The organism is Hamadaea sp. NPDC051192, assembly GCF_040682475.1.
Lineage (GTDB): Bacteria > Actinomycetota > Actinomycetes > Mycobacteriales > Micromonosporaceae > Hamadaea > Hamadaea flava.
Window position 1 is genome coordinate 1 of sequence record NZ_JBFBAZ010000072.1, and the last position, 26,023, is coordinate 26,023.

Here is a 26,023-nt window from a genome sequence, read left to right on the forward strand (position 1 = left end):
AACACCTGCATGACCCGCTCGATCTCCTTCTCCCGGCCGATCACGGGGTCGAGCTTGCCCTCCCGCGCCGACTGGGTCAGGTTACGACCGAACTGATCCAGGACGAGACTCGACGACGGAGCCGACTCGCCCTGGGAGGTCCCCGCCGACCCTGCACCGTCGTCCTGACCGGACAGCAGCTGGATGACCTGCTGGCGTACGCGGTTGAGGTCGGCCCCCATCCGCGCGAGGATCTGCGCCGCGATGCTTTCCCTTTCGCGTACCAGTCCCAGCAGGATGTGCTCGGGGCCGATGTAGTTGTGGCCGAGCTGCAGCGCCTCCCGCAGGCTCAGCTCCAGCACCTTCTTGGCGCGGGGGGTGAACGGGATCTGCCCGCCGACGGCCTGCCGGCCTTGACCGAGGATTTCCTCGACCTGCTGCCGGACGCCTTCCAACGAGATGCTCAGCTTCTCCAGTGCCTTCGCGCCGACACTCTCACCTTCGTGGATCAGGCCGAGCAGCACGTGCTCGGTCCCGACGTTGTCGTGGTTGAGCATCCTGGCTTCTTCCTGGGCCAGCACCATCACCCGACGCGCCCCGTCGGTGAACCTCTCGAACATGCTCATCAACGCCTCTCTGACGGCTGATCGGACGGCGCTGAGTCGGAGCCTCTTGGCCCCGCCGAGCGGGGCACGGGCAGGCGCTCTGCCCGAGGTCTAGGTGAACCCTGCTGTTATTCGGCGCCCTGGCCGGCCAGCACGAGCAGCTCCTGAGGTGGGGCGAGGACGTCGTCGAGCACCTCGCCGGCCAGTCCGTGCCGACGGACGGCGTAAGCGACCGGCGGCCCGGCCGGCTCCCACACCGCGCCGACGATCGTCGCGGGCCGGCCGGACAACATCACGACCCGAGTCCCCGGGACGTGGCCGCTCTCGCCGGCCACGAGCAGCGCGTCCAGGGTCTGCCGGGCGCCGTCGATCCGGACCTCCACCAGTTGCGCCGACGGCACGGCGGCGGCGAGCCGCTCGAACCCCTCGTCGAGCAGGAGGCGGACGGCCCGATCCAGCTGCGCGCACGCGCCGTCGAGCACCGTCTCGTCGCCGGACTCCGCCTGCCAGGCCAGATCGATCGCGCTCGGTTCGAGGTCCGGCCGTTCGTCGATGACCAGCTTGTACGCCGTGAGGAGCAGCTCCTGCCGCGCCGCCCCACCGTAGAGGGTCCCGACGTCGGGGCCTCCGTCGCGGGGTGGAAACCGCTGGACCAGGTGAGCCGCGCGGCCGTGGGGGAGGTCGGCGGCCAGCCTCGCGTCCGCGACCCGTTCGGCGAGCGTACGCCGAGCGCGCGCAGCGTCGACCGGATAGAGGGTCCGGCCCTGGTCGGCAGTGGTCGTCCCGGCGGCCAGCCGGCGTGCCGCGATCGTGTAGGAGACGCCGGTGCACGCCGCGTGCAGCCGGATGGCACGTTTGCGGGCTCGGCCGGGGACAGACTGTCGACGGTGCCGGTCGTCGTTCGGGGGCTGGCTGTCGTCCATGAGAACCTCCGGCGAGGCCTCACGCTCCCCGCCGAACAGCGACGCGGGCAGCATCGACGGCATTCGGCGCGCTGAGTCGGAGCCTCTTGGCCTCGGGTGACGGGCGGCGTGAGCGTCCCGTCGGGCTCGGGCAGGCGCACTGCCCAAACCGAGCATAACCCGAGTTCGCCACGGTGCTGTCCGGAGTTACGCGCAGGGCGTACAGGTCATTTCCCCGTCGCCAGTGGACGGTCGCACCGTCGTGTCGGCGACTGGAAGCCGACCCGCGATCTCAGCCGCCCAGCATGGTCAGCAGCGCTGCGGGCATGTCGACGACCTCGGCGATGCGGGCCACTCAGCCCGTCCTCATCGAGGGGCGGCGGCGCGGATCGTGGCTTCCATGATCGGCCATGGTAGGCCGGGTGGCAGCAGGATGCTGACGATGTCGACGGCGTCCTCCCAGCTCTTGATGTCGCCGCGTACCTGCTCGCTCGAACCGTAGACGGCGAGCTGATCGAGGACCGGCTGCGCGGACGGCGGCACCATGGCCCGCAGCGGGTTCGGGCGTGGATTGGCGGCGATGATCTCCTTCACCTGCTCGGCGTAACCCTGCTCGGCGACGGATCGGGCGTAGACGTCGCCCATCGCCGTCAGATACCAGGCGGCACACGCGGCGGCGATGTCGCGGGCCAGGCCGGGGTCCTCGGCGGCCACGGCGATCGGCCCGCTCGCGACGGTGAGCCGGGCCAGGCCGGGGTCGTGGTTCTCGCGTACCCGCGCGAGTTCGGCGGCCCAGGAGGCGAGGCCGTCCCGGGCCGCGAGAGCCGGGATCCAGCCGTCGCCGAGTTCGGCCGCGACTCGCGTGGTCTGCGGGCCGAGGGCCCCGATCCAGAGGGGTACCTCCGGCGCCGCCGTCTGGTTCAGCCGCAGCGAGTGAGCCTGCGGCACACGGCGCAGGGCAGCGGGCTCGCCGGAGAGCAGCGTGCGTACCTGCGTCACGACCTCACGCAGCTTCGCGGCCGGATGCTCGAAGGGCGTGTCGTGGAATCCCTCCGCGAGCGCCTTGGTGCTCGCGCCCAGGCCCAACGCGTACCGGCCGCCGCTGACCTGGTGCAGGGTCGCCGCGGTCATCGCCAGGGTGGCGGGCGTACGCCCCCAGACGGACAGGACGGCCGACGTCAGGTGGATTCTGTTGGTACGCAACGCGATCTCGGTGACCAGGGGTGTCGAGTCCAGGCCCCAGCCTTCGGGCACCGCGAACGTCTCGTACCCGAGTTCCTCCGCCAGCAGGGCGGCATCGAGGATCACCTCGCGTCGGGTCTCCATCGGCGTGAGTCCCACGCCGCGCCGGATCGTCATCGCGCTTCCTCCTTCGTGCGAGCGGGAAGTTCGACCTTGTCAGCGGGAAGTTCGATCTTGCGAGCCGTTGGTTCGACCTTGCGATCGGTGAGTTCGACCCAAAATGTCATATCTTGAGGCTAGGGCTTGCGCGTCCTCGTGGGCCATCGAGTGAAATACGGGGCACACTGCCCGGTTTGTGGCGTTGACCGGGTCGCCCACGGTGCCGGGTATCCGGGAAACGACCGAGACGTCAGGGCTGCCGACGCAGCCGCTGCTCGGTCACCCAGGCGGCGATCTGCGCCCGCGAGCTGACTTCCAGCTTGCGCCGGATGTTCTCCACGTGGGTTTCGACGGTCCGGGGCGTGACCGCCAGCCGGCTGGCGATCGCCTGGTTGGTCAGCCCGTCGGTGACCAGTCCGGCCACCTCGAACTCCCGGTCCGTCAACCGCGGCGATCCACGCCCCGCTTCGCGCCCGGCCCGGTTCAGGAAGCCGACGGTCGCGTCAAGGACCGCCTCCCAATCGCCGTAGTAGAACAAGTGGCTGGACCCGGGCAGGGGAATCAGTTCCGCCCCCGGTACGCGCGCCGCCACGTCCCGGCCCAGCTCGAACCGCGTACCCCGGTCGCCTTCGCGGTGCAGGACCGCCGTCGGGGCTTGGATCAGCGGAAGCAGCCCGCTGATGTCGGTGTCGTAATACACCTCCAGCTGATGTGCGGCCACCTCGGCGGACGAGCTGGCCTGCTGGAACCGGGCGAACGCCGCGACGTCCTCCGTCGTGGGATCGGTGACGAACGCGCCGGCCAGCGCTTTCAAGCCCATTCCCCAATGCGCTCGTACCAAGGCGACGACCGACTGCCGGACTTCGGCCGACGCCAGGTCCCGGCCGTTGGCGCACATGCCGTAGGTCACGAGCGCCTCGACCCGCTCCGGATGTCGTGCGGCGATCGCGGCGGTCGTCTGGCCTCCCTGCGATGCCCCGAACAACCGGAACCGGGGTGCGCCCGCCGCGTCCGCCACCGCGATCGCGACGGCCACCTGATCGTCGAAGGACAGGTCGGCCTGGTCACGGTCGGACAGGCCGCACCCGGGCCGGTCGTAGCGGATGACCGTGAACTGCTCGGCCAGGCGTTCGAGGAATGTGCCGAACGCGTACAGGTCGAGCTGGCCGCGAAGGTGAGTGATCCACCCCGTGTCGCACAACAGCGCCGGCCCCGCTCCCACCGACGCGTACGCCACCCGGCCCCACGGCGTACCACAGTATTTGACCGACAGCCGCACGCTTCCACGGTGCCAGCTCGACCCGGGCCTGTCGTGACGACCGGCCGTCGGATATCGGCGGTGCCTGACCCCCTTAGCTCTGGAGCAGGCGGGCGACCGCGGTGACGTGGCGCAGGTCCGAGCCGCAGCAGCCGCCGAAGACGGTGAGCGACGGGAGTACGCCGCGCAGCGCCTGGTAGCCCTGAGCGAAGTCCTGGGGATCGCCGTCGTCGAGCGTCTCGGCGGCGTCCAGCTCGGCGTGACTCGCCCGGGACGCGTTGCAACGCAGCCCCCGGATGCGGTGAGCGTTGTCGAGATCGCCGAGGCCGGCCGGGAAATGATCGGGGTGGGCGCAGTTGACCATGAAATAGGCGGCCGCCCCGTCGGTTGCGGCATCGACCTCGGCGATCGCCTCGCCGAGCGGCTGACCGGTCGGCAGGCAGCCGTCGGTCTCCAGGGTGAAAGAGACCACGATCGGCAGGCCGACCGCGACAGCCGCGCGGACCGTGCCGATCGCCTCGGACGACTGGGTGAAGGTCAGGGCGGTCACCATGTCGGCGTCGGTCTCGGCCAGCCACCCGATCTGTTCGCCGTGGTACGCCTGCGCGGCCGACGCCGGGATGATGTCGTCGGGCGCGTACGCGTCGCCGCGTGGCCCGATCAGCCCGTTGATCAGGATCGGCCCGGTGTTCCCGGCGAACTTGTCGCGCAGCCCGAGCGCGAAGTCGACCGCGGCGAGGTTCGCCGCCCGGAGTTCGTCGAGGCTCTGGCCGAGATCCTCGGCCCAGTGCGGGTGTGCCTTCCAGGTCTGCGTGTCCAGGACGAACCCCGACCCGGTGTCCCGGGCGAGCGTGAGGAAGCCTTCGAGGTAGCGGGTGAGCGCGGCGCGTCCGGACGGGTCGGGCAGCAGGGTGTGCGCCGCGAATTCGGGGATCGGAACACCGTGGTTGAAGATCAGGTCGGTCTCGAGCCCGGCGTCGGTGAGAAAGGTGCCGCCGTCGAGCGTCGGGAGGTGGTCGCGGTACATCGCCATGAACGTTTCCCCTTGCCGGTCAGGTTCGCGCAGTCGTCCGTGGGATGACACGACTTCGCCTTGGCTGCCATGCTCGTCTTTCTCGCCCGCCGCAGTCTCGACGGGCGGCCGATGCTTCTCCTACGGAGTTCCTACGGATGCGGGATGTGACTCTGCTCGTCGACGGCTGGCAGGTGCTGGTCGCTGCGCACGAACTGCGTCGCGGAGCCGTCACCCGGCGGCTGGAGCCCAAGGCGATGCAGGTTCTCGCGTACTTGGCGGCCCGTCCAGGGGCAGTGGTGTCGCGGGCCGAGCTGCTGGACGCGGTATGGGGCGGTGCTTTCGTCGGCGACGACGCGCTGTCGGCGGCGATCATCAAGCTGCGTAAGGCTTTCGGCGACAGCGCCCGTGCTCCACGGGTCATCGAGACGGTGCACAGGTCGGGATATCGCCTCGTCGCCACAGTGGACGGTAGCGAGCGCGCCGGCGACGTTGACGGCGATCGGCCGCGTCCCCGGTCGAAGGTGGTTGTGGGGACTGTCCTGCGATGTGTCTTCCGCATCGAGGTGACCGCGTGGCCGTCGACCGATCCGGAGCAGTGGAAGGACGGCTTCGATCGGGTCGTCGCTCAGGCGGCGGAGATCGTCCGGAACCATGGCGGCCGGCCGATCCGTGACAGCGACGGCCTCATCGGTGTCTTCGGGGCGCCGATCGCGCAGGAGCATCACGCGACCCGGGCAGTGCAGGCCGCGATGGCGATGCGGAAGGCGTCGACAGCGACCAGGCCGGTGGCGGACGGACCGCCGGTCAGCTGCCGATGGACGCTGGCCAGCGGAGAGATCCTGTGGGCCGACGACGCCGAGTTCCCGGTGCACGGTATGCCGGTGCAGCGTGTCGGCGTGCTCAGCGAAGCGGCCCAGCCCGGCGAGATCCTGCTGACGCGAGAGACTCTGGAGTCCGCCAGAGGCCTCACTGGCTCCCGTATTCGACAGGCAAGGTCGTTGTCGGCAGAGGATGTCGTTGTCCTCGACGCTGACGCTCGTTGGGCCGACCCTTGGGACATCACGCCCGATCGCCGGCGTACGCCGCTCGCGGGGCGTAGTCGCGAGATCAGCCGGATCGAGACGCTGATCGACACCGCACGGAGTGGACGCGGCCAGGTCGTCGCGGTGTGCGGCCCGGCCGGCTCCGGGAAGTCGCGGCTCGCCCACGAAGCACTGCGCCGGCTGCCGGCCGACGAGTGCACGGTCCGCATCGCCGCAGCCTCACCACTGGAGACCGGTACGCCGTTCTATCCACTTCGGCACGCGCTGATGGACGCGTTGCGCGTGGACTCCCGTCAGCTCGCCGACGGCGAGGCGTTGCGACGGCGCATCGAAGCCGTCGAGCCGTACGACGCGTCCGCAGTGCAGGCCGTGCTGTCCCCGGACAGCTGCGCGGAGGACTGGCTGCACGCCGACTCCGCGACCCGGCGTGACCGCTGCCTCGCCGCCCTGTCCGACGTGTTGCTCGGCGGCGACCGTTTCACGGTGCTGGTCTTCGAAGATCTGCAGTGGGCGGACGACGCCACTCTGGCCTTCGTCGACGCGGTGGTCAGCACCGTCGCCCGCCGTCCGATGCTGGTCGTCGTCACGTACCGGCCAGGCTTCGCCGATCCGTGGGCCGCCCGGACCTATCACAGCCTGCTGCGAGCCGAACCGCTCCACGACAGCGATTCCCTCGCGATTCTCGACCATCTGGCCGGCGACGATCCGACAGTCCGGGCCTGGAAGTCAGCTGTCCTGGCCCGCACCGACGGTACGCCGCTGTTCGCCGAGGAGGTCGTGCGTTCCGCGCGGATGGCCGGCACTCTGCAGGGCGAACCCGGCGCGCTCCGGCTGGCCCACCAGCCGAGCAGTCCCAGCGTGCCCGCGTCGATCCACGCCGCGATCGGTGAACGCCTCGACAAGCTCGGTGCGGACGCTCAGCACATGCTGTCGCTCGCGGCCGTCATCGGGCGCGAGATCCCGGGCGCGCTGCTGGACGCCCTGGCCAAAGGCACGGGCGTCGACACTCGATCCGGCCTGCGCGAACTGGTGGCCGCCGAACTCCTCTACAGCGTCGGCGTCCAGCGGGAACCGGACTACGTGTTCAAACACGCGCTCACGCAGGAGGTCGCCTACCGTGCCATCCCGCCAAGCCTTCGCCGGCAGCACCACCGGCAGGTGGCCGACCTGCTCGCATCGGCCGGTGCCGCGCTAGTGATGGCGTCGCCGGAACTGGTCGCCCGGCATCGGTCCGCCGCAGGTCAGCACGTTCTGGCCGTCGAAGGCTGGTTGCAGGCTGCACACCTCGCGTCCACCGCCGCCGCGTTCCCGGACGCTCTGGAACACCTGGACCGAGCCCGCGCGGCCCTGACCTTCGCCGATCCGGCCGACCAGGATCGCCTCGGCCTGGCGATCTCGCTGGCTGTCGGCAGCGCGCTGATGCAAAGCGTCGGACCGGCCGACGAGCAGGTGGAGAAGGCCTACCTGCGGGCCCGTGAACTCGCAGCGGTCGGCGGCTCGCAGCAACAGAGGTTCGAAGCCGGGTGGGGACTCTGGTTCGTCCATCTGATGCGCGGCGACATCAACACGGCGCAACCGCTGGGCGACGAACTGTTCGACCTTGCCGGCGAACTGGACGAGGCGACACAGCTGGAAGCCCATCACCTGCAATGGGCGACGCAGTCGCTCGCCGGTGACCTCGACGGGGTCCGACGGCATACCGAGTTCGCGATCGAGCGATACGACCCGGACCGGCACCATCGGCTGACCTACTCCTACGGCGGACACGACCCAGGCGTGTGCGCGCTCAATCTCAGCGCGATGGCCTTGTGGCTCCAGGGCGAACCAGACCAGGCCCACCAACGCTGCGAATCGGCGGTGGCCCTCGCCGCCCGGCTCGGCCACCCCTACACCCTCCTCGAAGCCTCGAACAGCGCGCTCACCATCGCTCTCCTCGAAGGTGACGCTGACACGCTCCTGCGACACACCCAGGCGATCCAAGACCTGGTCGCTGCGGGCAAGCTTCCCAGCGAGGCCAACGCGTACGCAGACGGCTACCGCGCCAACGCCCTCCTGTTCGGCGGTGACCTCGACACCGCCTTGAGCGTGCTGGAACGGGCCGCACCGATGTGGCAGGCGTTCTGGGGAGCGTGGTGCTTCCCCCTCGACTCCGCATTCGCGACCGCGTTGATGCGCTCCGGCGCCACCGATCGCGCGCTCACGCACATCGACGATCGGCTCGCCTTCGCCGAACGGACCGGGGCCAACTGGTGGACAGGCGAGTTCCGCCGCCTCCGTGACGACCTCGTCGGCGATCATCGGTGACGTCAGGTTCGTGACGCCGTTCGCGCTGATTTACGACCGTCAGCGGCGACCGTGCTTCCTACGATCGAAGCGGTGTTATATCCGGGTTGCTGCCCGGTCGCGCCGCGTACCGGTTCTTGGCCCGGCCGCCCCGCGTACCGGACGGGGGAAGCAGGAGGTTGACCGGTGGAAGACGTCGATGACGTGCGCGAGCTGGTGGAGCAGCGGATGCGCGCCACAGGTTTCGAGGAGTCGATCCTCGATCGAGTCATGGATCTGCTCGAGCGCTTCGACACCGATCGGGAGAAGCTGTTCGAGGAGATGCTCGACAAGCTGGAGACCCCCGGTTACGACGGCTTGCGCGACCGCTGGGCCACCAACTGCGAGCAGGCCGAGGCCTTGCTGGAGCGGCTCGAGGAGGACATGACCGCCATCCTGGAGGACAGCCAGGCCAACGCGATGTCGGCCGACGAGCGGATGGCGGCCGTCGGTCCACGCGACTTCCTCGCCGGCGAGCGCAAGATCTGGGAGCAGGTGGCCCGGCTCGACGTCCCCGACGCCGCCGCCCTGATGAGCAAGGTGCTGGAGACCGACCTCGCGATCATCAAGCAGGCTGAGGAAGACCTCAAACAGGCCCGGAGCAGCGACCAGATCGTCGAGGCGATCCTCGTCAAGAACTTCGCCGGCATCACCGACAAGGCCAAGGCTCTGCTCGGCAAGTACGTCCAGCTCCCCACCGGCGTCGCGCGGTTGTTCGTCCTCTTCATGAAGGACCCCGCCACCAAGGCTGCGGCCACCGAGGCGATCCAGGCGTTCGAGAAGCTCGCCGGGGAGAACTTCGAAGCCGCCAAGCAGAAGCGCGCCGCGAAGGAGACCGTGCTCAAGAACATCAACCTGCTCACGAGTGCCAGGGAGCAGCTCGACGAGGAGTGGATCGACAAGCTCTTCGCGCGCGGAGCCGAGGCCGCGGCGAGTTGGCGGGGCGTCGGCCAGACCGGTGACTACAAGGCGACCGACTGGGAATGGGTCAAGGAGAACGTCCTCGACCGAGGGCTCGACACGCGCGCGGAGGCGGCCAAGGAGCAGTCCCGCAAGCTCTATGACGAGCTGTACCCGACATTCATCGAGGAGAGCACCAAGGCGTTCGCCCAGCTGACCGACGACCCGGCGACGCTGCAGAAGTTCACCGACGAGTTGAAGAGCACCTTCGAGTCGCTGGAGGACCTGCTCGACAACGAGGCGGACTACGCGGCGGAGCTGGCCGACGGGGACTACAAGCAGACCGCCAAGGCCATGGTGGACCTGGCCACCGTCACGATCCGGGCCGGCTGGACCATGCTCTTCGAGAAGACGAAGGCAGCCGACGACGAGGTGAAGAGGTAGCCCCGATGACGGACTTCTTCGTGGCCTCCGTGGACGTCGCCGGAGACGGCAGCCGGGAGCGGCCCTTCCACGACCTGTGGCTTGCCCTGCGGGCAGCGGCTCCTGGCGACCGCATCCATCTCGCGGCGGGCACCTACACCGGTCGCGCTGAACGAGCCTCGTGGTTCGTCGACTGCCCCGACCTGACCGTGCTCGGCGGCTACAGCCCGGACTTCGCCACGCGCACCCCGTGGCGTACGCCCACGATCCTCGCCGCCCGGTCCGGACTGCGCGTCCCGCATGAGTCGAACATGCTGCAGGGCATGGGCGACCACGACGGGCTCGTGCTGGACGGGCTGTTCTTCGACGCGGCCGGGCGCAACGAGTACGACGACAAGGGCGGTCTGCTTCGGACGCCCTATGGGGACGGGCCGATCGTCAGCCTGCGCGGCGAACGGATCACGGTGCGCAACTGCGTGTTCGCCAACGGCAGCGCGGGTGCGGTCGAGATCGGCGGCAACGCCGGGGTGTTCGAGAACAACCTGGTCGTCAACTTCCTCGGGCTCAGTCTGCTCACCGTCCGCGACAGCGACGCCGACGCGCCGACCGTGGTCCACCACAACACGTTCTGCTTCGCCCACGACAACACCGACCCGCCACGCGGGTCGGGCGGCGACCGCGCCATCGGCGTACGGATCAGCGGCGCCGCGACGGTCGCCGACAACGTCTTCGTGGGGTGCGGCAACGCGGCCGTCGCATGCCTCAGCGACGTCGGCCAGGTCGCGGTCGACCGCAACCTGTTCTTCGCGTCGCTGCGCGACATCGTCCGCAGCCGCGTCTCGGGGGCCGAGGCCGAGGTCACCGAGGAGTACGCCGAAGAGCTGGAAGACGTCGGCCTTCGTTCAGCCGCCGGGAATACGGTGGGCGATCCGGCGCTGACCGGCCTGCCGGCGGGCTGGCTCGACGCGTACACCGTGGACACCGCGGCGACTTATGCCCGCCCGCCGCTGGCTGCCCTGAACACGCTGCGGAAAGCCGCCGGTCTCGGCGAACTTCCGTCCACTATCGATGCAGATGCCGATCGGCCGCTCATGTGGTTGCTCACCCCGGCGGAGGTGCTCGCGATCGGCGTCGGCGCCCCGCAGGGCAGCCATGCAGCCGACCTGCCTGCGCCGGAGCAGTTCACCCCACGTGCGGCGGGCCGGACCTATCAGCCTGTCGAGTGGGCGCAGCTCTACCAGGCCGATCCAGGCCTCCACGGGGCGGCCGTCGAGGTGCGGGCCGGCGTGGGCTTCGACCAGAACACGCAGATCATCCCCGAACTCGCGGAGACACACGTCGGAGTCGCCGTCTACGAACCCGGCACCGACAACACGCCATGGTGGGCGCTCGCTCCACGCTTCGGACGGGTCCACCACCAGACCGAGGACGCCATCCGGTATCCACGTGGACTGGACGTCGAATCGACCTACCTGCTGCGCGGCACCTATCGGACCGATGTGACGCCAGGCGGAAGGCAGACGGTCACGATCGTCCTCGACGCCATCGCACCGGTGATCGACATCCAACCCTCGCCGGCGCAGCGTCCCACCGGCCGCGACTGGTTCGTGCGCGCCGGATCGTCGGGCGGCGACGGCGCACGTGAGACACCGTTCCGCGACCTGTTCCAGGCGTTGGAGAAAGCCGCCGAAGGCGACCGCGTCCTCGTCGCCGAGGGCGACTACACCGGCCGCCTGCGATCAGGCGCCTGGCGCATCCCGGTACCCAACCTGACCCTGCTGGGCGGCTGGGACGCCGAGTTCGGCGTACGCGATCCTTGGCGTCACCCCGTGCGCTTCGTCCTCACCCCGGAGACCAAAGCCAAGGGCGTCTTCGGCGACCCGATGCTGACCGTCGAGGACTCCGGTGAAGGCCTCATCGTCGACGGGTTCGTCTTCGACGGCTCGACCTACAACGCGTACGGCGACGACGGCGCGCTCGATGTCGGCAACTCGCAATCGGCGGCGCTGCTCGACCTGCGCGGCGGCAACGGCGGCATCACCGTACGCAACTGCGTCTTCGCCAACGCGGCGTACTGCGCGGTGCAGCTCAGCGCGGCGTACGGGACGTTCGAGAACAACGTCGTCGTCAACACGAGCGGCACAGCGATCCGCCTCCGCGCACCAGGCGCCGGCCCTTGGCGCGTGCACGGGAACACGGTCCTTTTCGCCGCCGATCCGACCGGCCGGGCCTCGACCGGGCAGTCCACGAGCGGGTGCCTGCTGGACATCTCCGGCCGGGGCGTCGTCCGAGTCGAGTCCACGGTGCTCGCCTTCGCCGACAGCATCGCCGTGCGCGCCACCGTGCCGAATCAGAACCTCGTCCTGGACGGCAACGTGCTCGCCGCCAACCTGTACGCGGACATCTACGACGGTGGCAACGTCCTCGTCGACGCCGCTAACCGGGACCGCGCCCTGCTCGACGCCCCGTTCGGCGGGCAGACCGGCACCCGGTTCGAGCTGCCGGCCGTTCCAGTCGACCCGGCGTACGCCCACGAAGCCGTCGGCCGCCTCGCGGCACTGGCCGCCTCGATGCCCAAAGACGGTCTCCACGCCGCGGCCGCGGCACTCGGCGTCTCCATCGCCGAGCCGACGGCCGAGGCAGAGCCCGAGCCAGTCGCACCACCCGAACCGGCGAAGGAACCGTCGGTGGCCGACCTCCTGGCCGAGCTGGGCCGAGCACGGGAGGCGTTCGAAGCGAAGGACGCGCCCCCGCCACCGTCGGACGCCCCGAAGTACTGCCCGGTCTATCCGGTCGCGGCGGCGCTGAAGCTGGCGCTCGAAGCCCCGGAGGACCAAGCGGGGGCGCGCGCAGTGCCCGTCTCCTGACGAGAGGACCAATAACAGCATCCTCAGCTCGCCGAGCGAAAACGTCTGGCAGCGAGGCCATACCCGCTGGGAACATATGGCCGGTTGGCGCAGACGGGTTCGCGGCTGGCGTGTCGGCATGCCCGGTGGCTGTCAAGGGGGAGCAGTGAGCACGGACATCTACGGGTCCATCGAGGTTCGCGACCCCTTGTGGGATCAGGACTGGTTCGATTGGGACCCGTGGTCGGTGGCATGCCCTCTGCATCCGCTGCTAGCCGAGAACGACTACGACGCATTCGCGTGTCTCTTCGGCGTACGCAACTATGCGGGCTGGCAGCCGATCGCGCCTGCCCGAGGAATTCCGGTGGACGCGTCAGCAACGGTGCGCGAAGACTTTGCGACGTTCCTCCACGAAGACCATGGTGCGTCTTGGATCACCTGGTCCGAACTGGCTGATCTCGACATGACGGTCTCCCCTGAAGGCGTACACGGCCAGTTGACCCTCACCGAGGCCTGCCTGCAGAGGACCTGGCGTCCGCGCGGCAGCTGGCCAGCCGAGATCCTCGATCGGTTCGGGCGGTTGCCGTGGGGCTCGACACCAGGCGCAAGCTACGGCGTCATCCAGGCTGAAGCCGCGCTCCTGGCATACCAGCCGCTGACCCGGGCAGCGGTCCTGGGTCCCGGAACCGGGTGGGAGCACGTCTTCGCGGTGATGCGAGCGCTGGCCGGCCGCTTCGGCGGCGATGGTGTTCGCCTGGTCGCATACTTCGACTGAGCTGTCCGCGCACGTCGAGTGGCGGATCAGGTGTCGTATTCGCCGTTCCAGGGCGCGTGGAAACCGAGCCGGTCCGGATAGAGTTCGACCCAGTCGCCGCCATGACCTTCGTCCGGGTCGTCGTTTGACTCGTCGACCAGCCCGAACAAGATCCCGTCGTAGCGCGTCTCGAACAAGCTGACCGCGACATCGCCATAGCCGAGGTCGTCGAGTTGACTGAGCCACTCGTCCAGCAGCGCCTGGGCTCGGGCGACCACCTGCGCCTGGCCTTCCACGTTGATGCCGGCGAGCTCGATGTCGGAGCACAGGTACTTGCCGATCTCGTCGAAATGATGCAGGTAGGCGTACCAGCGTAGGTCGTCGCGGCTCAGGTCCGTGTGCCAAGCCGCAAGGTAAGAACCGATGACACCGCCGAGGAACAAGCCCTGAGCATGGTGGCCGACGTACTCGGTGCGATACCCGGGTTCATGCTTGATCGGGATCCGGTCTGGTACGGCCACGTCGGCGATCTTAACCACCGCAATCAGGCTCGGCGGCAGCTGCGACGGACCACACGAGAGCACCCACCGCGTACGCATCACGTTGCTACGGTGGCCCGATGGTCACCTTCGCCGTCGACGACGTCACGCCCGCCGCGCAGCCGTTGCCGACCCAGCCGCTGCGGGATGCCTTCCCCGATGCTCTGGCGGTCGGCGGTGACCCCGACCTGTCGGTGTTGCCGTCCAACGGTGTGCACCCGTTCCTACGCGCCGTTGGCCAGGCGTTCGCCGACCATCGGCCGCTGGTGATCACACCAGACGCGGTATGGCTGACCATCACGCAGGGGTTCGCGCAGCATGTCCGTCTTCACGCCGACGAGCTGGGGCCGATGTTGGTGAGCCATCACGGTCGCCGCCGTCTGACGATTGTGATCGACGGGCCGATACCGAACGACGCGCTGTCATGGGGCCGGATCGTCGACCGATTCCATGGCCTGCTCACGATGGAGGTCAAGGAAGCGGACCTGTTCGAGTGCGATTTCTCCACCAGCACAGACGTCGACCGGATCGCCGCTCGGGTAGTGCTGCTTGACGCGTACTCGCCGTACTTCTCGTACTGGATGCTCGCCGTCTGCGGCATTCCCTCGATCACGCTGACCGGGACGGTGGAGGATTGGCGCCGGATCCGTGGCCGGGTCGACGTGCTGGCAAGGTTCGGGCTGGACGATTGGTGTCGATCGCTGGCGCCGATCCTCGACCAGTTTGTGCGGGCCGCTGCCGGAGACGTCGATCTGGAGTTCTGGCAGCGCATCTATAACCCCCGCGACGCGTACGGCGGCGAGCTCATCACTGGATGGGCGGCCCGGTTCTATCCATATCTGTCGGATGATGGTGCGCAGGAGTGGCCGAATCCGCTCTTGACGTTGCCGATCGACGAGCCTCGCGATGTGACTGTGAACGGCCGCGGGTATGACGGACCGGGGATCCGGAGCAGCGCTGTGCCCGCGTTGCTGTCACGCGCGACAGTCAAGATCAACGACGGGTTGCGCGGCGACGACCACATGATCGCGCTCCACGGTGGCGTCGCCGCTGTGGCGCAGGATTCCGATGGCGCTCTGCGGCCAATCGCCGGGTGGTATCTGGCCCGAGCCCAGGCGGAGATCAACGAGGCGATCGACCGCATCATCGACGAACAGGAGACGACGCCGCCGGCGAAACCGAATCGTCGGTTCGAACGGCCGGCCGAGGTTGCGGCGATCTACCAGCGCATCAGCTCGGCGACCATGTTCGGCGGAGCATGGCGGATACCCCAACAGCCGGGCCTGCCGAGCGTTTACCGGGCATGGCCTCTGCGATCGATCCATCCTGTCATCGATCTGTCCGACGGGCGCAGTCTCTGCGCAGTCGCCGATCACCGATCAGAGGTCGTTCATTGGGTTGTATGCCGGGTCGAGAAAATCCTTCCCGAGACCCCAGGCAAGCTGTACGTTCTCGAGAGCCGGCTGCTCGATGACCCCGCTGACATTCCCGTCTACGGCACCTCGCTGGCGATGATTCTCGACGCCGCGCTCGACTCCGGTGGCGATATTAGTCATTTGGAGACAGGCTACCTGTCTGACGTGGATGTCCTTGAATAGCTTCGGAGAACCGGAAATCGGCCGCCGATGGATGGTCGACGGATTCAAGCGGTGCCTAGCTCTCTCCGCTCGTCAGGTTGAATAGTGCAGTGATCACGCTGCAGGCGGTCGTCCAAGTCGCGGCACTTCAGGAGGGACCAGTGCCGTGGCCGGTCGCCTCGCGGCCGCCCCACACATGGCTGGCTTTGAGCGGCGATTGCACTGACGAGGAACTCGGTCTATTCATTGCCATGCTGTCCGGCAATAGTGGTGCCCGGTCCGCGGCCGGGCCGGCCGAGTTCGTGGACGTGCTGTTGGCCGAGCGGCCGCTTATCGTCGCCGGCGGCCTGCAAGTCCATGACACGGACACCGCGACGACGGTGATCCCGGGTTGCTGCGCCGGCCTGGAGGATTGGCGCGACTGGGCTCAAGTGCTGGAGGGCATCTCGCCTTGGCTCGGCCATGACCCGGGCCCGGAAGTGGAATTTCTCGACGGACGTCTACGGGTATGGCAACACGGCGGTCCCGAACGCCATCAGGGCCGTTGGGCGACGGTCTATATCGACGTTCCGCGTTCCGTGATGCCGTCGTTGCTGGCAGGGGTCCAGCGCGATCTAGTCAGTTTTCTGAACGCGTTGCGCGTCTGGACACAGCAGATCGGGTTGGGGCTTCGCGGAGAGGCTTTGGTCTCCGCGATAGACGAGAGCTTCGCGATCACCGCCCCTTTCGGCCGATCGACCACCCCCGCTTGACATCCGGACCAGTTCGTGGCCCGCTTTCCGGCGCAAACGCACATCCTGCGCTTCCAGAAGTGTCACTGGGACGCGGTGAACCAGCCGACCGGCGGGACGGCCACGTGGCTTGAGCTGGACGGCTCGGGGTGGTCTCGCCACCAGCCCTCCAGGTCAGCGGGGCCGTCAGGCCCGGGGCAAGCGGGTTGGTGGCAGCAGCCGGCCGGGCCGGTACGAGCCTGACATTCTCGGTGCAGCGCCCACTCGGCGGCGGCCTGCTCCGGGCTGATCGGATGCAGTACGTAGCGGCGTTGCGGCCAGGTGTACTCGAAGTCGTCGACGTCGGCGAACCAGTACTCGCGTCCTTCGTATTCGGCGAGGCCCTCAACGGGTCCGTCGTACCAGTCGTCGAACCACAGCATGCGCACGCCAACGAGACGTGGCAGATCGTCGAGGATCGTCCGAGGATGGATCATGCGCGTTCCCAGGTGAGCGGCTTCCAATGGGGCCACCCGGTCACCTGCGTCAGCATCCAGCCCCCGCTATGGTCGTCGCAGAACTCAGCCCCAGCCGGGGATACTCGAGCTTACGGACCGATCGTCCGCATGGCCGTCCGACTTCTGGTCGGAGGCGTGCCCCAAGGCGCTGGGATGCGTCACCCTCGGTTCCACGTCGTCAAGTAGCCCGAGTGTGTACCGATGGAGCACACTCGATGGCATGGCGCCGTCAATCCGTAGCCGGCGAGCCTCCGCCCAGCTGGCCCGATTGAATGGGGGCGCACGATGGCACACTCCGACGACGAGCCCTACGAATGGGCAGACGAGTCGAAGGTCGGAGTCGTTGTATCGGCGGTCTTCGGCGTTGTCTGTCTTGTCGGCGGAATCTTCGGGCTGGTGCTGGTTCTGCGGCAACCCGCCCCTTCCAACGGGGTGAAGTTGCTGGCCATGTACGGTCTGGCTCTCGCGCCCATGCTCCTGTTTCGGGCCTACAGCCGTGCGCGGAGGCGACGCGTCGCTCGCCGCTTTCTGTTCCGTGACCGATCGTTGCCCGCCTCATGGCATTTCTACCGGCGAGAGCGGTGGTGACCAGAAGGGCTGAGCGACCGCTGTGCATCAGGGGTCGCCGGGGCTGACTAGGCCGGTCTCGTAGGCGAGCACCACTGCTTGGGCTCGGCCGCGTAGCTCCAGTTTGGCGAAGATCCGTGCGACATGCGTCTTGACTGTCGCTTCGCTGAGGGTCAGCTGGTGCGCGAGTTCGGTGTTGGACAGGCCGCGGCCGAGGAGTGTCAACACCTCCAACTCCCGAGGGGTGAGCGCGGAGAGGTCGAGGTGGGCGGGCGGCGGTTTGCGTTCGCCGACCTGCTGGTCGCCGGCGGCGAAGCGCTGGACGAGCCGGCGGGTGATCGAGGGGGCGAGGAGCGCGTCGCCGGTGTCGACCAGCCGTACCGCTTTCGCGAGGTGGTCGGCGGTGACGTCTTTGAGGAGGAAGCCGCTGGCGCCGATGGCCAAGGCGGCGTACACGTATCGGTCGAGGTCGAACGTGGTGAGCATGAGAACGCGGCAGCGGGGGTTGTATTCGAGGATGCGCCGGGTGGCTTCGAGCCCGTCCATGACCGGCATACGGATGTCCATGAGCACGACGTCCGGGCTGAGCCGTCGTTCGGCCGCCACCGCGTCGGCTCCGTCGGCGGCTTCGCCGACTACGTCGATGCCTCGGGCGGTCAGGATGAGGCGGAAGCCGGTGCGGATCAGCTCCTGGTCGTCGACGATGAGGACTCTCGGTGGCGGAGTCGGCGCTGCGGCGTACGCCGGATTCTCGGGTGTTGTCATCCGGAGTCCACTGGGATGCGGGCTCGGACGCGGTATCCACCGCCGAGCCGGCGTCGTGCGTCGAGGTCACCGCCGTAGACGGCGACGCGCTGCCGGAGACCGAGCAGGCCGCGGCCGGCGCCGTCACCGCTGCCGGTCGCCCGGTTGCCGGCCGGGTTGCCGGTCAGCACGCTCGGGCCGGTGTTGAGCACCTCGATGCGTACGGAACGCTGGGCGTAGCGGATCGTCACCTCCGCCTTCCCGCCGGTGCCGTGCTTCAACGCGTTCGTGAGGGCCTCCTGAACGATGCGGTACGCGGTGACGTCGATCCCGGCCGGCAGTGGTCTCGGCTCGCCGGAGATGCGTACGTCCACGGGCAGGCCGGCGAACGCGATGCGGTCGATGAGCGGGCTGAGGCGGCGCAGGCTGGGTTGTGGTGCCAGGTCGCCGTGGTCGCCGCTGTCGTCGTCGCCGTCGGCCGACGGGGCCAGCAGGCCGAGGAGGTGTCGCAGCTCGGTCATGGTGTCCCGGCCCGCCCGTTCGACGGCTGACAGTGCCAGTGCGGCCTCTTCCGGGTGGGCCGCGAGGACTTCGCGGGCCGCCGACGCCTGGACGATCATGAGGCTGACGTTGTGGCTGACGATGTCGTGGAGTTCGCGGGCGATCCGGGCCCGTTCGTCGTCGACGGCGGTGCGGGCTGCGCTCTCGCGTTCGCGTTCGAGGAGCCAGCCCCGTTCCTCCAGCGCGCGGCGGTGGCGGCGATGTGCGTACCGCAGGGCTGCGCCTAGCCATGCGGCGACCGCGACGGCCGCCGCGAGGGCGACGACGAGCCATGACGTTGCGGTCTGCACGCCACCACTGTCGCAGAACCCGGCCGGGCTCGGCATCCTTCGCGGTGTCCAGCCGCGTACATCTCCAGGATGACGGCGCGGGCTGGTTGCATCGTCGGGACGATGTGGCGCAGGTACGGGCGGCCATACCGTGCTGCCATGACCAAGGAGACCTGTGTGGTGCGAGTGGACGGAATACGCAAGGAGTTCGGCGACACGATCGCGCTCGACGGTCTGTCGCTGGAGATCCACACCGGCGAGGCGGTCGCGGTGATGGGGCCGTCCGGCTGTGGCAAGTCGACCCTGCTGAACATGATCGCCGGGCTGGATCGGCCGACGGCCGGGACGGTGGAGGTGCACGGAGAGGACCTGGGACGGCTGAACGAGACGAAGCTGGCGTTGTTCCGCCGGCACCGGATCGGCATGATCTTCCAGTTCTTCAATCTGCTCGACGATCTGTCGGCATTGGACAATGTGGCGCTGGCGGCGCAACTGGCCGGCACCGCTGCCGGGCCGGCGCGTACGCGGGCGCTGGAGCTGTTCGACGAGTTGGGGATCGCCGACCGGCGCGATGTGTACCCGGCGGCGTTGAGTGGTGGCGAGCGGCAGCGGGTGGCCGTGGCGCGGGCGTTGATGAATCGCCCGGCCCTGTTGCTGGCGGACGAGCCGACCGGCGCGCTGGACAGCCGCGCCGGGGAACAGGTGATGGACCTGCTGTTGGACCTCCATCAGATCGGTCAGACGCTGCTGATCGTCACGCACGACGAGCGGCTCGCCACCCGGTGTGCGAGCCGGTTGATCGAGCTGGCCGACGGCCGGATCGCCAACGAGCGCACCTTGGATCGAGTATGAGCGCCGTGTGGCGGGCGGCCCGGGCCGCTATCCAGCGGCGGAGGCTGCAGACGTTCGTCATCGGACTCGTCGTCCTGATGTCGACCTTGACGATCGTGATCGCTCTCGTGTTGCTCGACGCGTCCTCGGCGCCGTTCGATCGGACGTTCACGGCTCAACAGGGTCCGCATGCGGTCGCCGTGTTCGACCCGGCCAAAGTTTCTGACGGAGAGCTCGCCTCTCGGCGTACTGGTGTGGCATCAGCCGCGGGGCCGTTCCAGCAGGCGCTGCTCGACTTCCGCGAGGGTGACGGACCTGGTCCGCACGGGCTGTTCACGGTCGTGGGCCGCGGTGACCCGGGTGGGCCGGTCGACCGGCTGGACCTCTGGCAGGGGCGCTGGCCCACCGGCCCTGGTGAGGTGGCGCTCAACCTGCCCCCGATGAGCGGCGACGACCCGCAGCATCTGCCCGACGAGATCACGCTCGGCGGCGTGAAGTTCAAGGTCGTCGGCCACGCCTACAGCCTCAGCCAGACCGCGGACGCGTGGGTCACACCGGAGCAGATGACGGCGCTGAAGCCGACCGGCGTGCAGATGCTCTACCGGTTCACCGGGGACGTGTCGACGAAGGCCGAGGTCGAAGCGGCCGTCGCCGCCGTCACGAGCGGACTGGCGGCGGACGCGTTGATCGCCGCCCAGCCCTACCAGGTCGTCAAGGACAAGGTGGCCTCCGACATCGCCGTCTACGTGCCGCTGCTGGCCACGTTCGGCGTGCTCGGGCTCGTCGTCGCCGTGGTCATCGTGGGCAACGTGGTCAGCGGTGCCGTCGTTTCCGGGTTCCGGCACATCGGGGTGCTCAAGGCGATCGGGTTCACGCCGCGACAAGTCGTCGCTGTGTACCTCGTCATGGTGTCGGTCCCGGCAGTTGTCGGCGGCGTCGTCGGCACGGTCGCTGGAGCGTTCGCGGCGCAACCACTGCTCAGCGATGGGTTCGAGGGGCTCGGCCTCGGCGGCGGCATCGGTGCTGCCGGCTGGGTGTGGGCGGTTGCGCTGCTCGGCGTGCCGGCCCTGGTCGCGGTGACGGCGTTGGTGCCGGCGCTGCGGGCGCACCGGTTGTCGGCCGCGGAGGCGATCAGCGCCGGCAGCGCGCCCCGGACCGGTCGTGGCCTGCGAGTGCAGCGCCGCCTCGCCGGTACCCGGTTGCCTCGGGCGGTCAGCCTCGGGCTCGGGCTGCCGTTCGCTCGGCCGGGCCGCACGGCCTTCACGGTCGTGGCCGTCCTGCTCGGCGTCACCACGGTGACGTTCGCGACCGGGCTGGCCGACACGCTGACGCAAGTCGCCGCGATCGAGGACCGGTCGTCTGGGCAGATCGCCGTCCAGCCCTCCGACGGCTCGATCCGGATCACCGGCGAGGGCCGGCTGTCCCCGCAGGATGCCCCGCAGGTCACCAGCCGGACCGACGCGCAGGTGGAGGCTCTCCTGCGTGGTCTGCCGAACGTGGCCCGGGTGGCGGCCATTCTGGGGGTACCGGTGCCTGCCCTGGGGCAGACACAGCCACTGCGGGTGAATTTCGTCCGCGGCGACTACGCGTCGATGGGCTACCAGGACGAGTTGACCAAGGGCCGCTGGGCGACCCGCCTGGACGAGACGGTGGTGTCGTCCGAGCTCATGCGCGAGCGCGGGCTGACGGTCGGCGATCGGATCACGCTGGGGCTGGACGGGCGGCGTACCGAGCTGACGATCGTGGGCGAGACGATGGACGGCGCGATCGGTCCGCCTGCCGCGTTGGTCGACTGGCGGGTGCTGACCGAGCTGGCCCCCGACCGTGTCGTGCGGCCGTGGGAGGTGTACTACCAGGTCCAACTGGTTCGCGATGGCGACGTCGCCGCGTACATCGAAGCGGTCCGGGCGGCCGACCCAGGAATCGACGCGTGGGACACCTCCGAGCAGAACGGCCTCGAGGTGGTGGTCATCAGTTTCTCGGCGGTGCTGGCGCTGCTGCTGTCGACGGTCGCGGCGCTGGGCGTCTTCAACACGGTGGTGCTCAATGTCCACGAGCGTCGCCGCAGCCTCGGCATGCTGAAGTCGATCGGGATGACCCCGCGCCAGGTGGTGGCGATGGTCTTGACCTCGATGGGGCTGCTCGGGGCGGTCGGCGGCCTGCTCGGCCTCCCGCTGGGGATCATCGCGCACCGTTTGATCCTGCCGATCACCGCCGACGCGGCGCGGGTCGCGATCCCGAGGGCGGTCCTGAACGTGTGGCATGCGCCGACGCTGGCCTTGCTGGTCGTGGCCGGGGTGCTGATCGCGCTCGTCGGCGCGCTGATCCCGGCCCGCCGCGCGGCCCGGCTGAGGATCGCGGAGGTGCTGCACAACGAGTAAGCCGCAGCGGACAGGGCCGGGTCACCCCTCGTGATCCGGCCCTGGCCGGTCGCGGAGCACATTGATTGTCGTGAGTGCAACCGCCGGTACTTGGCGATTCGGTAGTGGCCTGGCGGCATGGCTGCGATGATGACCTGGGAGAATCCCTGTTGCGTTGTGTCTACAGGGGCAGGAGTTGATGGCGATGAGCCCGTCGGAGGAGGCGGTGTCCTTCACCGATCTGGCGCTGCGGTCGGAACTGCTCAAGGCGCTGGCAGATCTTGGTTACGAGGAACCGACGCCGATTCAGCGTGAGTCGATCCCGCCGATCGCGGCGGGCAGCGACGTGCTCGGCCAGGCGGCCACCGGCACGGGCAAGACCGCGGCCTTCGCGCTGCCGATTCTGCAGCGGCTCGCCGACGGTGATCGGGGCGTCAACCCGGCGGCGCTGGTGCTGGTGCCTACCCGGGAACTGGCCATTCAGGTTTCCCAGGCGTTCCACCGCTACGGCCGCGACCTGGGTGTTCGGGTGCTGCCGATCTATGGTGGGCAGCCGATCGGGCGGCAGCTCCAGGCGCTGCGGCGCGGCGTGGATGTCATCATCGCCACCCCGGGCCGGGCCATCGACCACATCAACCGCGGCACGCTGGACCTCGGCGAGGTCACGACGGTCGTGCTGGACGAGGCCGACGAGATGCTGGACATGGGTTTCGTCGAGGACATCGAGGCGATCCTCGACGAGACCAGCGAGCAGCGGCAGACGGTGCTCTTCTCGGCCACCATGCCGCCGCGGATCGCCGCCCTGGCCAAGCGCTACCTGCGCGACCCGGTACGCATCGAGATGGGTCGGCAGGAGCCGGCCCGTGGCGAGGCGCCGAAGGTCCGCCAGAGCGCGTACATGGTGTCGCGGGCGCATAAGCCGGCCGCGTTGGGCCGGATTCTCGACACCGAATCGCCGGCGGCGGCGATCGTCTTCTGCCGCACCCGCGAGGAGGTCGACGAGCTCACCGAGACGCTCAACGGTCGCGGTTACCGCGCTGAGCCGCTGCACGGCGGGATGAGCCAAGACCAGCGCGACCGGGTGATGGCTCGGCTGCGGGCCGGCACCGCCGATCTGCTCATCGCCACCGACGTCGCCGCGCGCGGCCTCGACATCGACCTGCTGACGCACGTGGTCAACTACAACGTGCCGTCGGCCACCGAGGCGTACGTGCACCGCATCGGACGCGTCGGTCGCGCGGGCCGCGAAGGCGTGGCGATCACCCTGGCCGAGCCGCGCGAGCACCGCATGCTCAAGACGATCGAGCAGGCCACCAAGCAGCGTTTCACGATCGAGAAGCTGCCCACGGTCGCCGACCTGCGTACGCGGCGGCTCGAGATGACCCGCGCCGCCGTGCAGGAGAACCTGATCGCCGGTGACCGCCTGGAGCGGTTCCGCGTCGTGGTCGAGTCGCTCGGCGACGAGTTCGACATCGTCGACATCGCTCTCGCGGCGGTGCAGCTCGCGCATGAGTCCAGCGGGAACGAGATCGACGAGCAGGAGATCCCCGACCAGTCCGACGCGGTCAGCCGCAAGGCGCGGCACGAGGAACCCGAACGACGTGGCGGCAAGAGCGCCAACCGTTCGACCGCGGGCACCGTCAAGCTGTTCTTCGGCCTCGGCCGGCGGGCGAACATCCGTCCGCAGGACATCGTCGGTGCGATCGCCAACGAGGCGGGACTCAGCGGGCGCGACATCGGGGCGATCGAGATCTCGGATCGCTTCTCGCTGGTCGAGGTGCCCGCCGGGGCGGCCGACGACGTGATCAGCGCGCTGCGCAACAGCACCGTCAAGGGCAAGAAGCTCGTGGTGCGGCGGGAGTCGTTCGCCGCCCGGAAGCGGAACAGGTAACCGCCGCCGCGTCAGCGCCGGGCCGCTTCGGCGGACCGGCCGGTAATGCTGCTTGCGTCCCTACTGTTCCGACTGTATATAGTGACCAAGTACAGTCGGCTGTAGGTTCTCGGAGGCTTCCGTGCGTGTGGTGCTGTCCAACAGCTCCGGAGTGCCGCTCTACCAGCAGGTCAAGGACCAGATCGGGACTGCCATCCTGAGCGGTGAACTCGCCGAGGGCGACGCGCTGCCCTCCGTTCGCGCGCTCGCCCGAGATCTGAGGATCAGCATCATCACCACGACTCGCGCGTACGCGGAGCTGGCCTCAGAGGGATTCATCTCGACCGTGCCGGGCAAGGGCGCGTTCGTGCTCGCGCTGGACTCGGCACTGCTGCGAGAACAGCTGCTACGGCAGGTGGAGGAGGGCCTGCTGACGGCCCTGGACGCGGCCCGGCGGGCCGGCCTCGGCCGCCAGGAACTCATCGATGTCATGGATGGGCTGATGCGAACCGAGTTCGAGCATGTCTGACTTCTTCTCGGGAGGCGCTCCCGGCGATCTGGCGTTCGCGCTGCGCGGCGTGGACTGCGCGGTGGGCAACGGCTTCGCGCTGCGGGACGTGAGCTTCGAACTGCCGACCGGTTATGTGATGGGCCTGATCGGCGCGAACGGAGCGGGCAAGACGACCACGATTCGATGCTTGCTAGGCATGCGCGGGGTCGACGCCGGCGAGATCGAGCTGCTCGGTCACCGGGTGCCCGGCCCGGTGGCGCTGCGCCAAGAGGTCGGAGTCGTGCTCGACCACACGTATCTCGTGGGCGAGTGGCGGCTGACTGATGCCGAGCGGGCGCTGCGACCCTTCTACACCCGCTGGGACGGCGTCCGGTATCGGCAGTTGCTGGCTGAGTTCGGCCTGGATCTGCGAGCGAAGGTCAAAGATCTGTCTCGGGGGATGGCGATGAAGCTCATGATCGCCATCGCGCTGTCGCACCAGGCACGGCTGCTCGTGTTCGACGAGCCGACCAGTGGCCTGGACCCGGTCGCTCGCGACGAACTTGCCGGGATCATCGGCGACTTCCTGCTCGACGAAGGGCACAGCGTCCTCTTCTCCACCCACATCACCTCCGACCTGGATCGCATCGGAGACTTCGTCACGCTCATCCATGGCGGGCGGATCGTGCGTACCGGCCCCAAGGACGAGGTCTTGGCCGCTTATCGCATCGTGCGCGGCGGGCCGGACGATCTGATCGATCCCGTCGGCGTCGAGCTGATCGGTCCCCGGCGGTCCGCGACCGGGATTCAAGCACTGGTACGCGCGGAGGAGGCGGTGCTGCTCGACAGCGATGTGCTCGTGGAGGCGCCGTCCCTGGAGGACATCGCAATCCATATCGGACTGTCGCCGAGCGCGGCGGTGGTGCGTACCGGCTCTCAGGAAGGGGTCGTATGAAGGCCGTCGCCCGCATGGCGGCGCTGCACATGCGTACTGTGGCGCCGTTTCAGAGCCAGTTCTTCCTCGTGTTCGGCGTGGCCGCGCTGATCGACGCCCGGAGCCCCACCGTGGTCGCCCCGGCGTTGGCGGTGCTCCTGGCCCCCTACCTTGCCGTGCAGCCGTTCCAGATCGCCGAGAAGGCGGATCTGGACACCCTGTACGCGGTACTGCCCGCGCCCCGGCATGCCGTGCTGCGCGCCTACTACGTCTGGGCCATGGCGAGCTATGCCGCCACGGTCGTGGTAGGCACCTTGTTGGCCTACGTCTTCGCGCGGATCGAGGGTGTGGCGTTCGGCGGCCGGTCGCTTGTCACCATGCTGGTCCTGTCCTGGGCGCTGTTCGCCGTCAACATCGCGATCCAGTTCCCGATTCTGATCCGGTTCGGGTACGCCCGTGTCAGCGTCCTGGCCACCACGCTGCCACTGGCGCTGGTCATGCTGGCGGCGTACAAGCTGCATCTGACCGTCGCGTCGATCCAGGTCTGGCTGCCGCTGCTGGGGGTGGCCGGCGTCGTCGCGTTCGTCGCGTCGGCGACCCTGGCTCCGCGCCTGCGTAAGGCCGTCTGACGTCCTGGCGCCGGGGCGAGCGCGGAAACCCGGCCG

At 68.9% G+C, this 26,023-nt stretch carries 21 protein-coding genes; 12 read left to right on the forward strand and 9 right to left on the reverse strand.

The genetic code is table 11. The annotated features are described in order from the left end of the window. The 5 genes from AB0M47_RS26310 to AB0M47_RS26330 form a co-directional block, all read right to left on the reverse strand. On the reverse strand, positions 1-599 hold a 599-nt coding region (locus tag AB0M47_RS26310; RefSeq protein WP_363418705.1), incomplete at its 3' end, for a Clp protease N-terminal domain-containing protein. A gap of 113 nt (positions 600-712) precedes the next feature. Beyond that, complete coding sequence (locus AB0M47_RS26315; protein ID WP_363418660.1) at positions 713-1,561, reverse strand: hypothetical protein; 849 nt, start codon at positions 1,559-1,561, stop codon at positions 713-715. A 291-nt stretch (positions 1,562-1,852) separates the two neighbouring features. Next, the gene (locus tag AB0M47_RS26320) at positions 1,853-2,845 is read right to left on the reverse strand and encodes an LLM class flavin-dependent oxidoreductase (RefSeq protein WP_363418662.1); all 993 of its coding nucleotides are present in this window, start codon (positions 2,843-2,845) and stop codon (positions 1,853-1,855) included. Positions 2,846-3,077: 232 nt separating this feature from the next. After that, positions 3,078-4,106, reverse strand: a complete 1,029-nt coding sequence (locus tag AB0M47_RS26325) for an alpha/beta fold hydrolase (RefSeq protein ID WP_363418664.1) — start codon at positions 4,104-4,106, stop codon at positions 3,078-3,080. Between the two features lie 73 nt (positions 4,107-4,179). Then, positions 4,180-5,118, reverse strand: coding sequence for a homocysteine S-methyltransferase family protein (locus AB0M47_RS26330; RefSeq protein ID WP_363418666.1), 939 nt, complete (start codon positions 5,116-5,118; stop codon positions 4,180-4,182). A 137-nt stretch (positions 5,119-5,255) separates the two neighbouring features. Here AB0M47_RS26330 and AB0M47_RS26335 point away from each other — a divergent pair, with 137 nt between their 5' ends. The 4 genes from AB0M47_RS26335 to AB0M47_RS26350 all read left to right on the forward strand — a co-directional run bounded on the left by AB0M47_RS26335 (position 5,256) and on the right by AB0M47_RS26350 (position 13,409). After that, positions 5,256-8,447: an AAA family ATPase gene (locus AB0M47_RS26335; protein ID WP_363418668.1), complete on the forward strand. Its 3,192-nt coding sequence runs from the start codon at positions 5,256-5,258 to the stop codon at positions 8,445-8,447. 165 nt (positions 8,448-8,612) lie between these two features. Next, positions 8,613-9,809, forward strand: a complete 1,197-nt coding sequence (locus tag AB0M47_RS26340) for a hypothetical protein (protein WP_363418670.1) — start codon at positions 8,613-8,615, stop codon at positions 9,807-9,809. Between the two features lie 5 nt (positions 9,810-9,814). Then, positions 9,815-12,655, forward strand: coding sequence for a right-handed parallel beta-helix repeat-containing protein (locus AB0M47_RS26345; RefSeq protein ID WP_363418672.1), 2,841 nt, complete (start codon positions 9,815-9,817; stop codon positions 12,653-12,655). A 145-nt stretch (positions 12,656-12,800) separates the two neighbouring features. Next, the gene (locus AB0M47_RS26350) at positions 12,801-13,409 is read left to right on the forward strand and encodes a hypothetical protein (protein ID WP_363418674.1); all 609 of its coding nucleotides are present in this window, start codon (positions 12,801-12,803) and stop codon (positions 13,407-13,409) included. Between the two features lie 26 nt (positions 13,410-13,435). Here the strand turns inward: AB0M47_RS26350 and AB0M47_RS26355 are convergent, their stop codons facing one another. Beyond that, positions 13,436-13,990, reverse strand: a complete 555-nt coding sequence (locus AB0M47_RS26355) for a hypothetical protein (RefSeq protein WP_363418676.1) — start codon at positions 13,988-13,990, stop codon at positions 13,436-13,438. 17 nt (positions 13,991-14,007) lie between these two features. Here AB0M47_RS26355 and AB0M47_RS26360 point away from each other — a divergent pair, with 17 nt between their 5' ends. Continuing rightward, positions 14,008-15,525: a DUF4419 domain-containing protein gene (locus AB0M47_RS26360; protein ID WP_363418678.1), complete on the forward strand. Its 1,518-nt coding sequence runs from the start codon at positions 14,008-14,010 to the stop codon at positions 15,523-15,525. A gap of 89 nt (positions 15,526-15,614) precedes the next feature. After that, positions 15,615-16,256: a hypothetical protein gene (locus AB0M47_RS26365; protein ID WP_363418680.1), complete on the forward strand. Its 642-nt coding sequence runs from the start codon at positions 15,615-15,617 to the stop codon at positions 16,254-16,256. Positions 16,257-16,318: 62 nt separating this feature from the next. Here AB0M47_RS26365 and AB0M47_RS26370 read toward each other — a convergent pair whose 3' ends face one another. The 3 genes from AB0M47_RS26370 to AB0M47_RS26380 all read right to left on the reverse strand — a co-directional run bounded on the left by AB0M47_RS26370 (position 16,319) and on the right by AB0M47_RS26380 (position 18,819). Then, entirely contained in the window at positions 16,319-16,711 is a 393-nt protein-coding gene (locus tag AB0M47_RS26370) for a hypothetical protein (protein ID WP_363418682.1), read from the reverse strand. 636 nt (positions 16,712-17,347) lie between these two features. Continuing rightward, positions 17,348-18,064, reverse strand: a complete 717-nt coding sequence (locus tag AB0M47_RS26375) for a response regulator transcription factor (protein ID WP_363418683.1) — start codon at positions 18,062-18,064, stop codon at positions 17,348-17,350. Further along, positions 18,061-18,819, reverse strand: a complete 759-nt coding sequence (locus tag AB0M47_RS26380; RefSeq protein WP_363418707.1) for a histidine kinase — start codon at positions 18,817-18,819, stop codon at positions 18,061-18,063. The genes AB0M47_RS26375 and AB0M47_RS26380 overlap by 4 nt, the downstream gene beginning before the upstream one ends. Before the next feature lie 213 nt (positions 18,820-19,032). Here AB0M47_RS26380 and AB0M47_RS26385 point away from each other — a divergent pair, with 213 nt between their 5' ends. The 6 genes from AB0M47_RS26385 to AB0M47_RS26410 all read left to right on the forward strand — a co-directional run bounded on the left by AB0M47_RS26385 (position 19,033) and on the right by AB0M47_RS26410 (position 25,987). Continuing rightward, a complete protein-coding gene (locus tag AB0M47_RS26385) occupies positions 19,033-19,725 on the forward strand; it encodes an ABC transporter ATP-binding protein (protein WP_363418685.1) in 693 nt (230 codons plus the stop codon). Then, positions 19,722-22,085, forward strand: a complete 2,364-nt coding sequence (locus AB0M47_RS26390; protein ID WP_363418687.1) for an ABC transporter permease — start codon at positions 19,722-19,724, stop codon at positions 22,083-22,085. The genes AB0M47_RS26385 and AB0M47_RS26390 overlap by 4 nt, the downstream gene beginning before the upstream one ends. Before the next feature lie 184 nt (positions 22,086-22,269). Further along, positions 22,270-23,955, forward strand: a complete 1,686-nt coding sequence (locus AB0M47_RS26395; protein ID WP_363418689.1) for a DEAD/DEAH box helicase — start codon at positions 22,270-22,272, stop codon at positions 23,953-23,955. Positions 23,956-24,076: 121 nt separating this feature from the next. Beyond that, a complete protein-coding gene (locus tag AB0M47_RS26400; RefSeq protein WP_363418691.1) occupies positions 24,077-24,463 on the forward strand; it encodes a GntR family transcriptional regulator in 387 nt (128 codons plus the stop codon). Beyond that, a complete protein-coding gene (locus AB0M47_RS26405; RefSeq protein ID WP_363418693.1) occupies positions 24,456-25,379 on the forward strand; it encodes an ABC transporter ATP-binding protein in 924 nt (307 codons plus the stop codon). The genes AB0M47_RS26400 and AB0M47_RS26405 overlap by 8 nt, the downstream gene beginning before the upstream one ends. After that, positions 25,376-25,987, forward strand: coding sequence for an ABC-2 transporter permease (locus AB0M47_RS26410; RefSeq protein WP_363418695.1), 612 nt, complete (start codon positions 25,376-25,378; stop codon positions 25,985-25,987). The genes AB0M47_RS26405 and AB0M47_RS26410 overlap by 4 nt, the downstream gene beginning before the upstream one ends. The last annotated feature ends 36 nt before the right edge of the window (positions 25,988-26,023 follow it).

Coding starts and splice junctions, on each gene's coding strand:
- AB0M47_RS26315 (WP_363418660.1), bottom strand. CDS start 1,561: ATGCTGCCCGCGTCGCTGTTCGGCGGGGAGCGTGAGGCCTCGCCGGAG.
- AB0M47_RS26320 (WP_363418662.1), bottom strand. CDS start 2,845: ATGACGATCCGGCGCGGCGTGGGACTCACGCCGATGGAGACCCGACGC.
- AB0M47_RS26330 (WP_363418666.1), bottom strand. CDS start 5,118: ATGGCGATGTACCGCGACCACCTCCCGACGCTCGACGGCGGCACCTTT.
- AB0M47_RS26335 (WP_363418668.1), top strand. CDS start 5,256: ATGCGGGATGTGACTCTGCTCGTCGACGGCTGGCAGGTGCTGGTCGCT.
- AB0M47_RS26345 (WP_363418672.1), top strand. CDS start 9,815: ATGACGGACTTCTTCGTGGCCTCCGTGGACGTCGCCGGAGACGGCAGC.
- AB0M47_RS26360 (WP_363418678.1), top strand. CDS start 14,008: ATGGTCACCTTCGCCGTCGACGACGTCACGCCCGCCGCGCAGCCGTTG.
- AB0M47_RS26370 (WP_363418682.1), bottom strand. CDS start 16,711: ATGATCCATCCTCGGACGATCCTCGACGATCTGCCACGTCTCGTTGGC.
- AB0M47_RS26375 (WP_363418683.1), bottom strand. CDS start 18,064: ATGACAACACCCGAGAATCCGGCGTACGCCGCAGCGCCGACTCCGCCA.
- AB0M47_RS26385 (WP_363418685.1), top strand. CDS start 19,033: ATGACCAAGGAGACCTGTGTGGTGCGAGTGGACGGAATACGCAAGGAG.
- AB0M47_RS26390 (WP_363418687.1), top strand. CDS start 19,722: ATGAGCGCCGTGTGGCGGGCGGCCCGGGCCGCTATCCAGCGGCGGAGG.
- AB0M47_RS26395 (WP_363418689.1), top strand. CDS start 22,270: ATGAGCCCGTCGGAGGAGGCGGTGTCCTTCACCGATCTGGCGCTGCGG.
- AB0M47_RS26405 (WP_363418693.1), top strand. CDS start 24,456: ATGTCTGACTTCTTCTCGGGAGGCGCTCCCGGCGATCTGGCGTTCGCG.
- AB0M47_RS26410 (WP_363418695.1), top strand. CDS start 25,376: ATGAAGGCCGTCGCCCGCATGGCGGCGCTGCACATGCGTACTGTGGCG.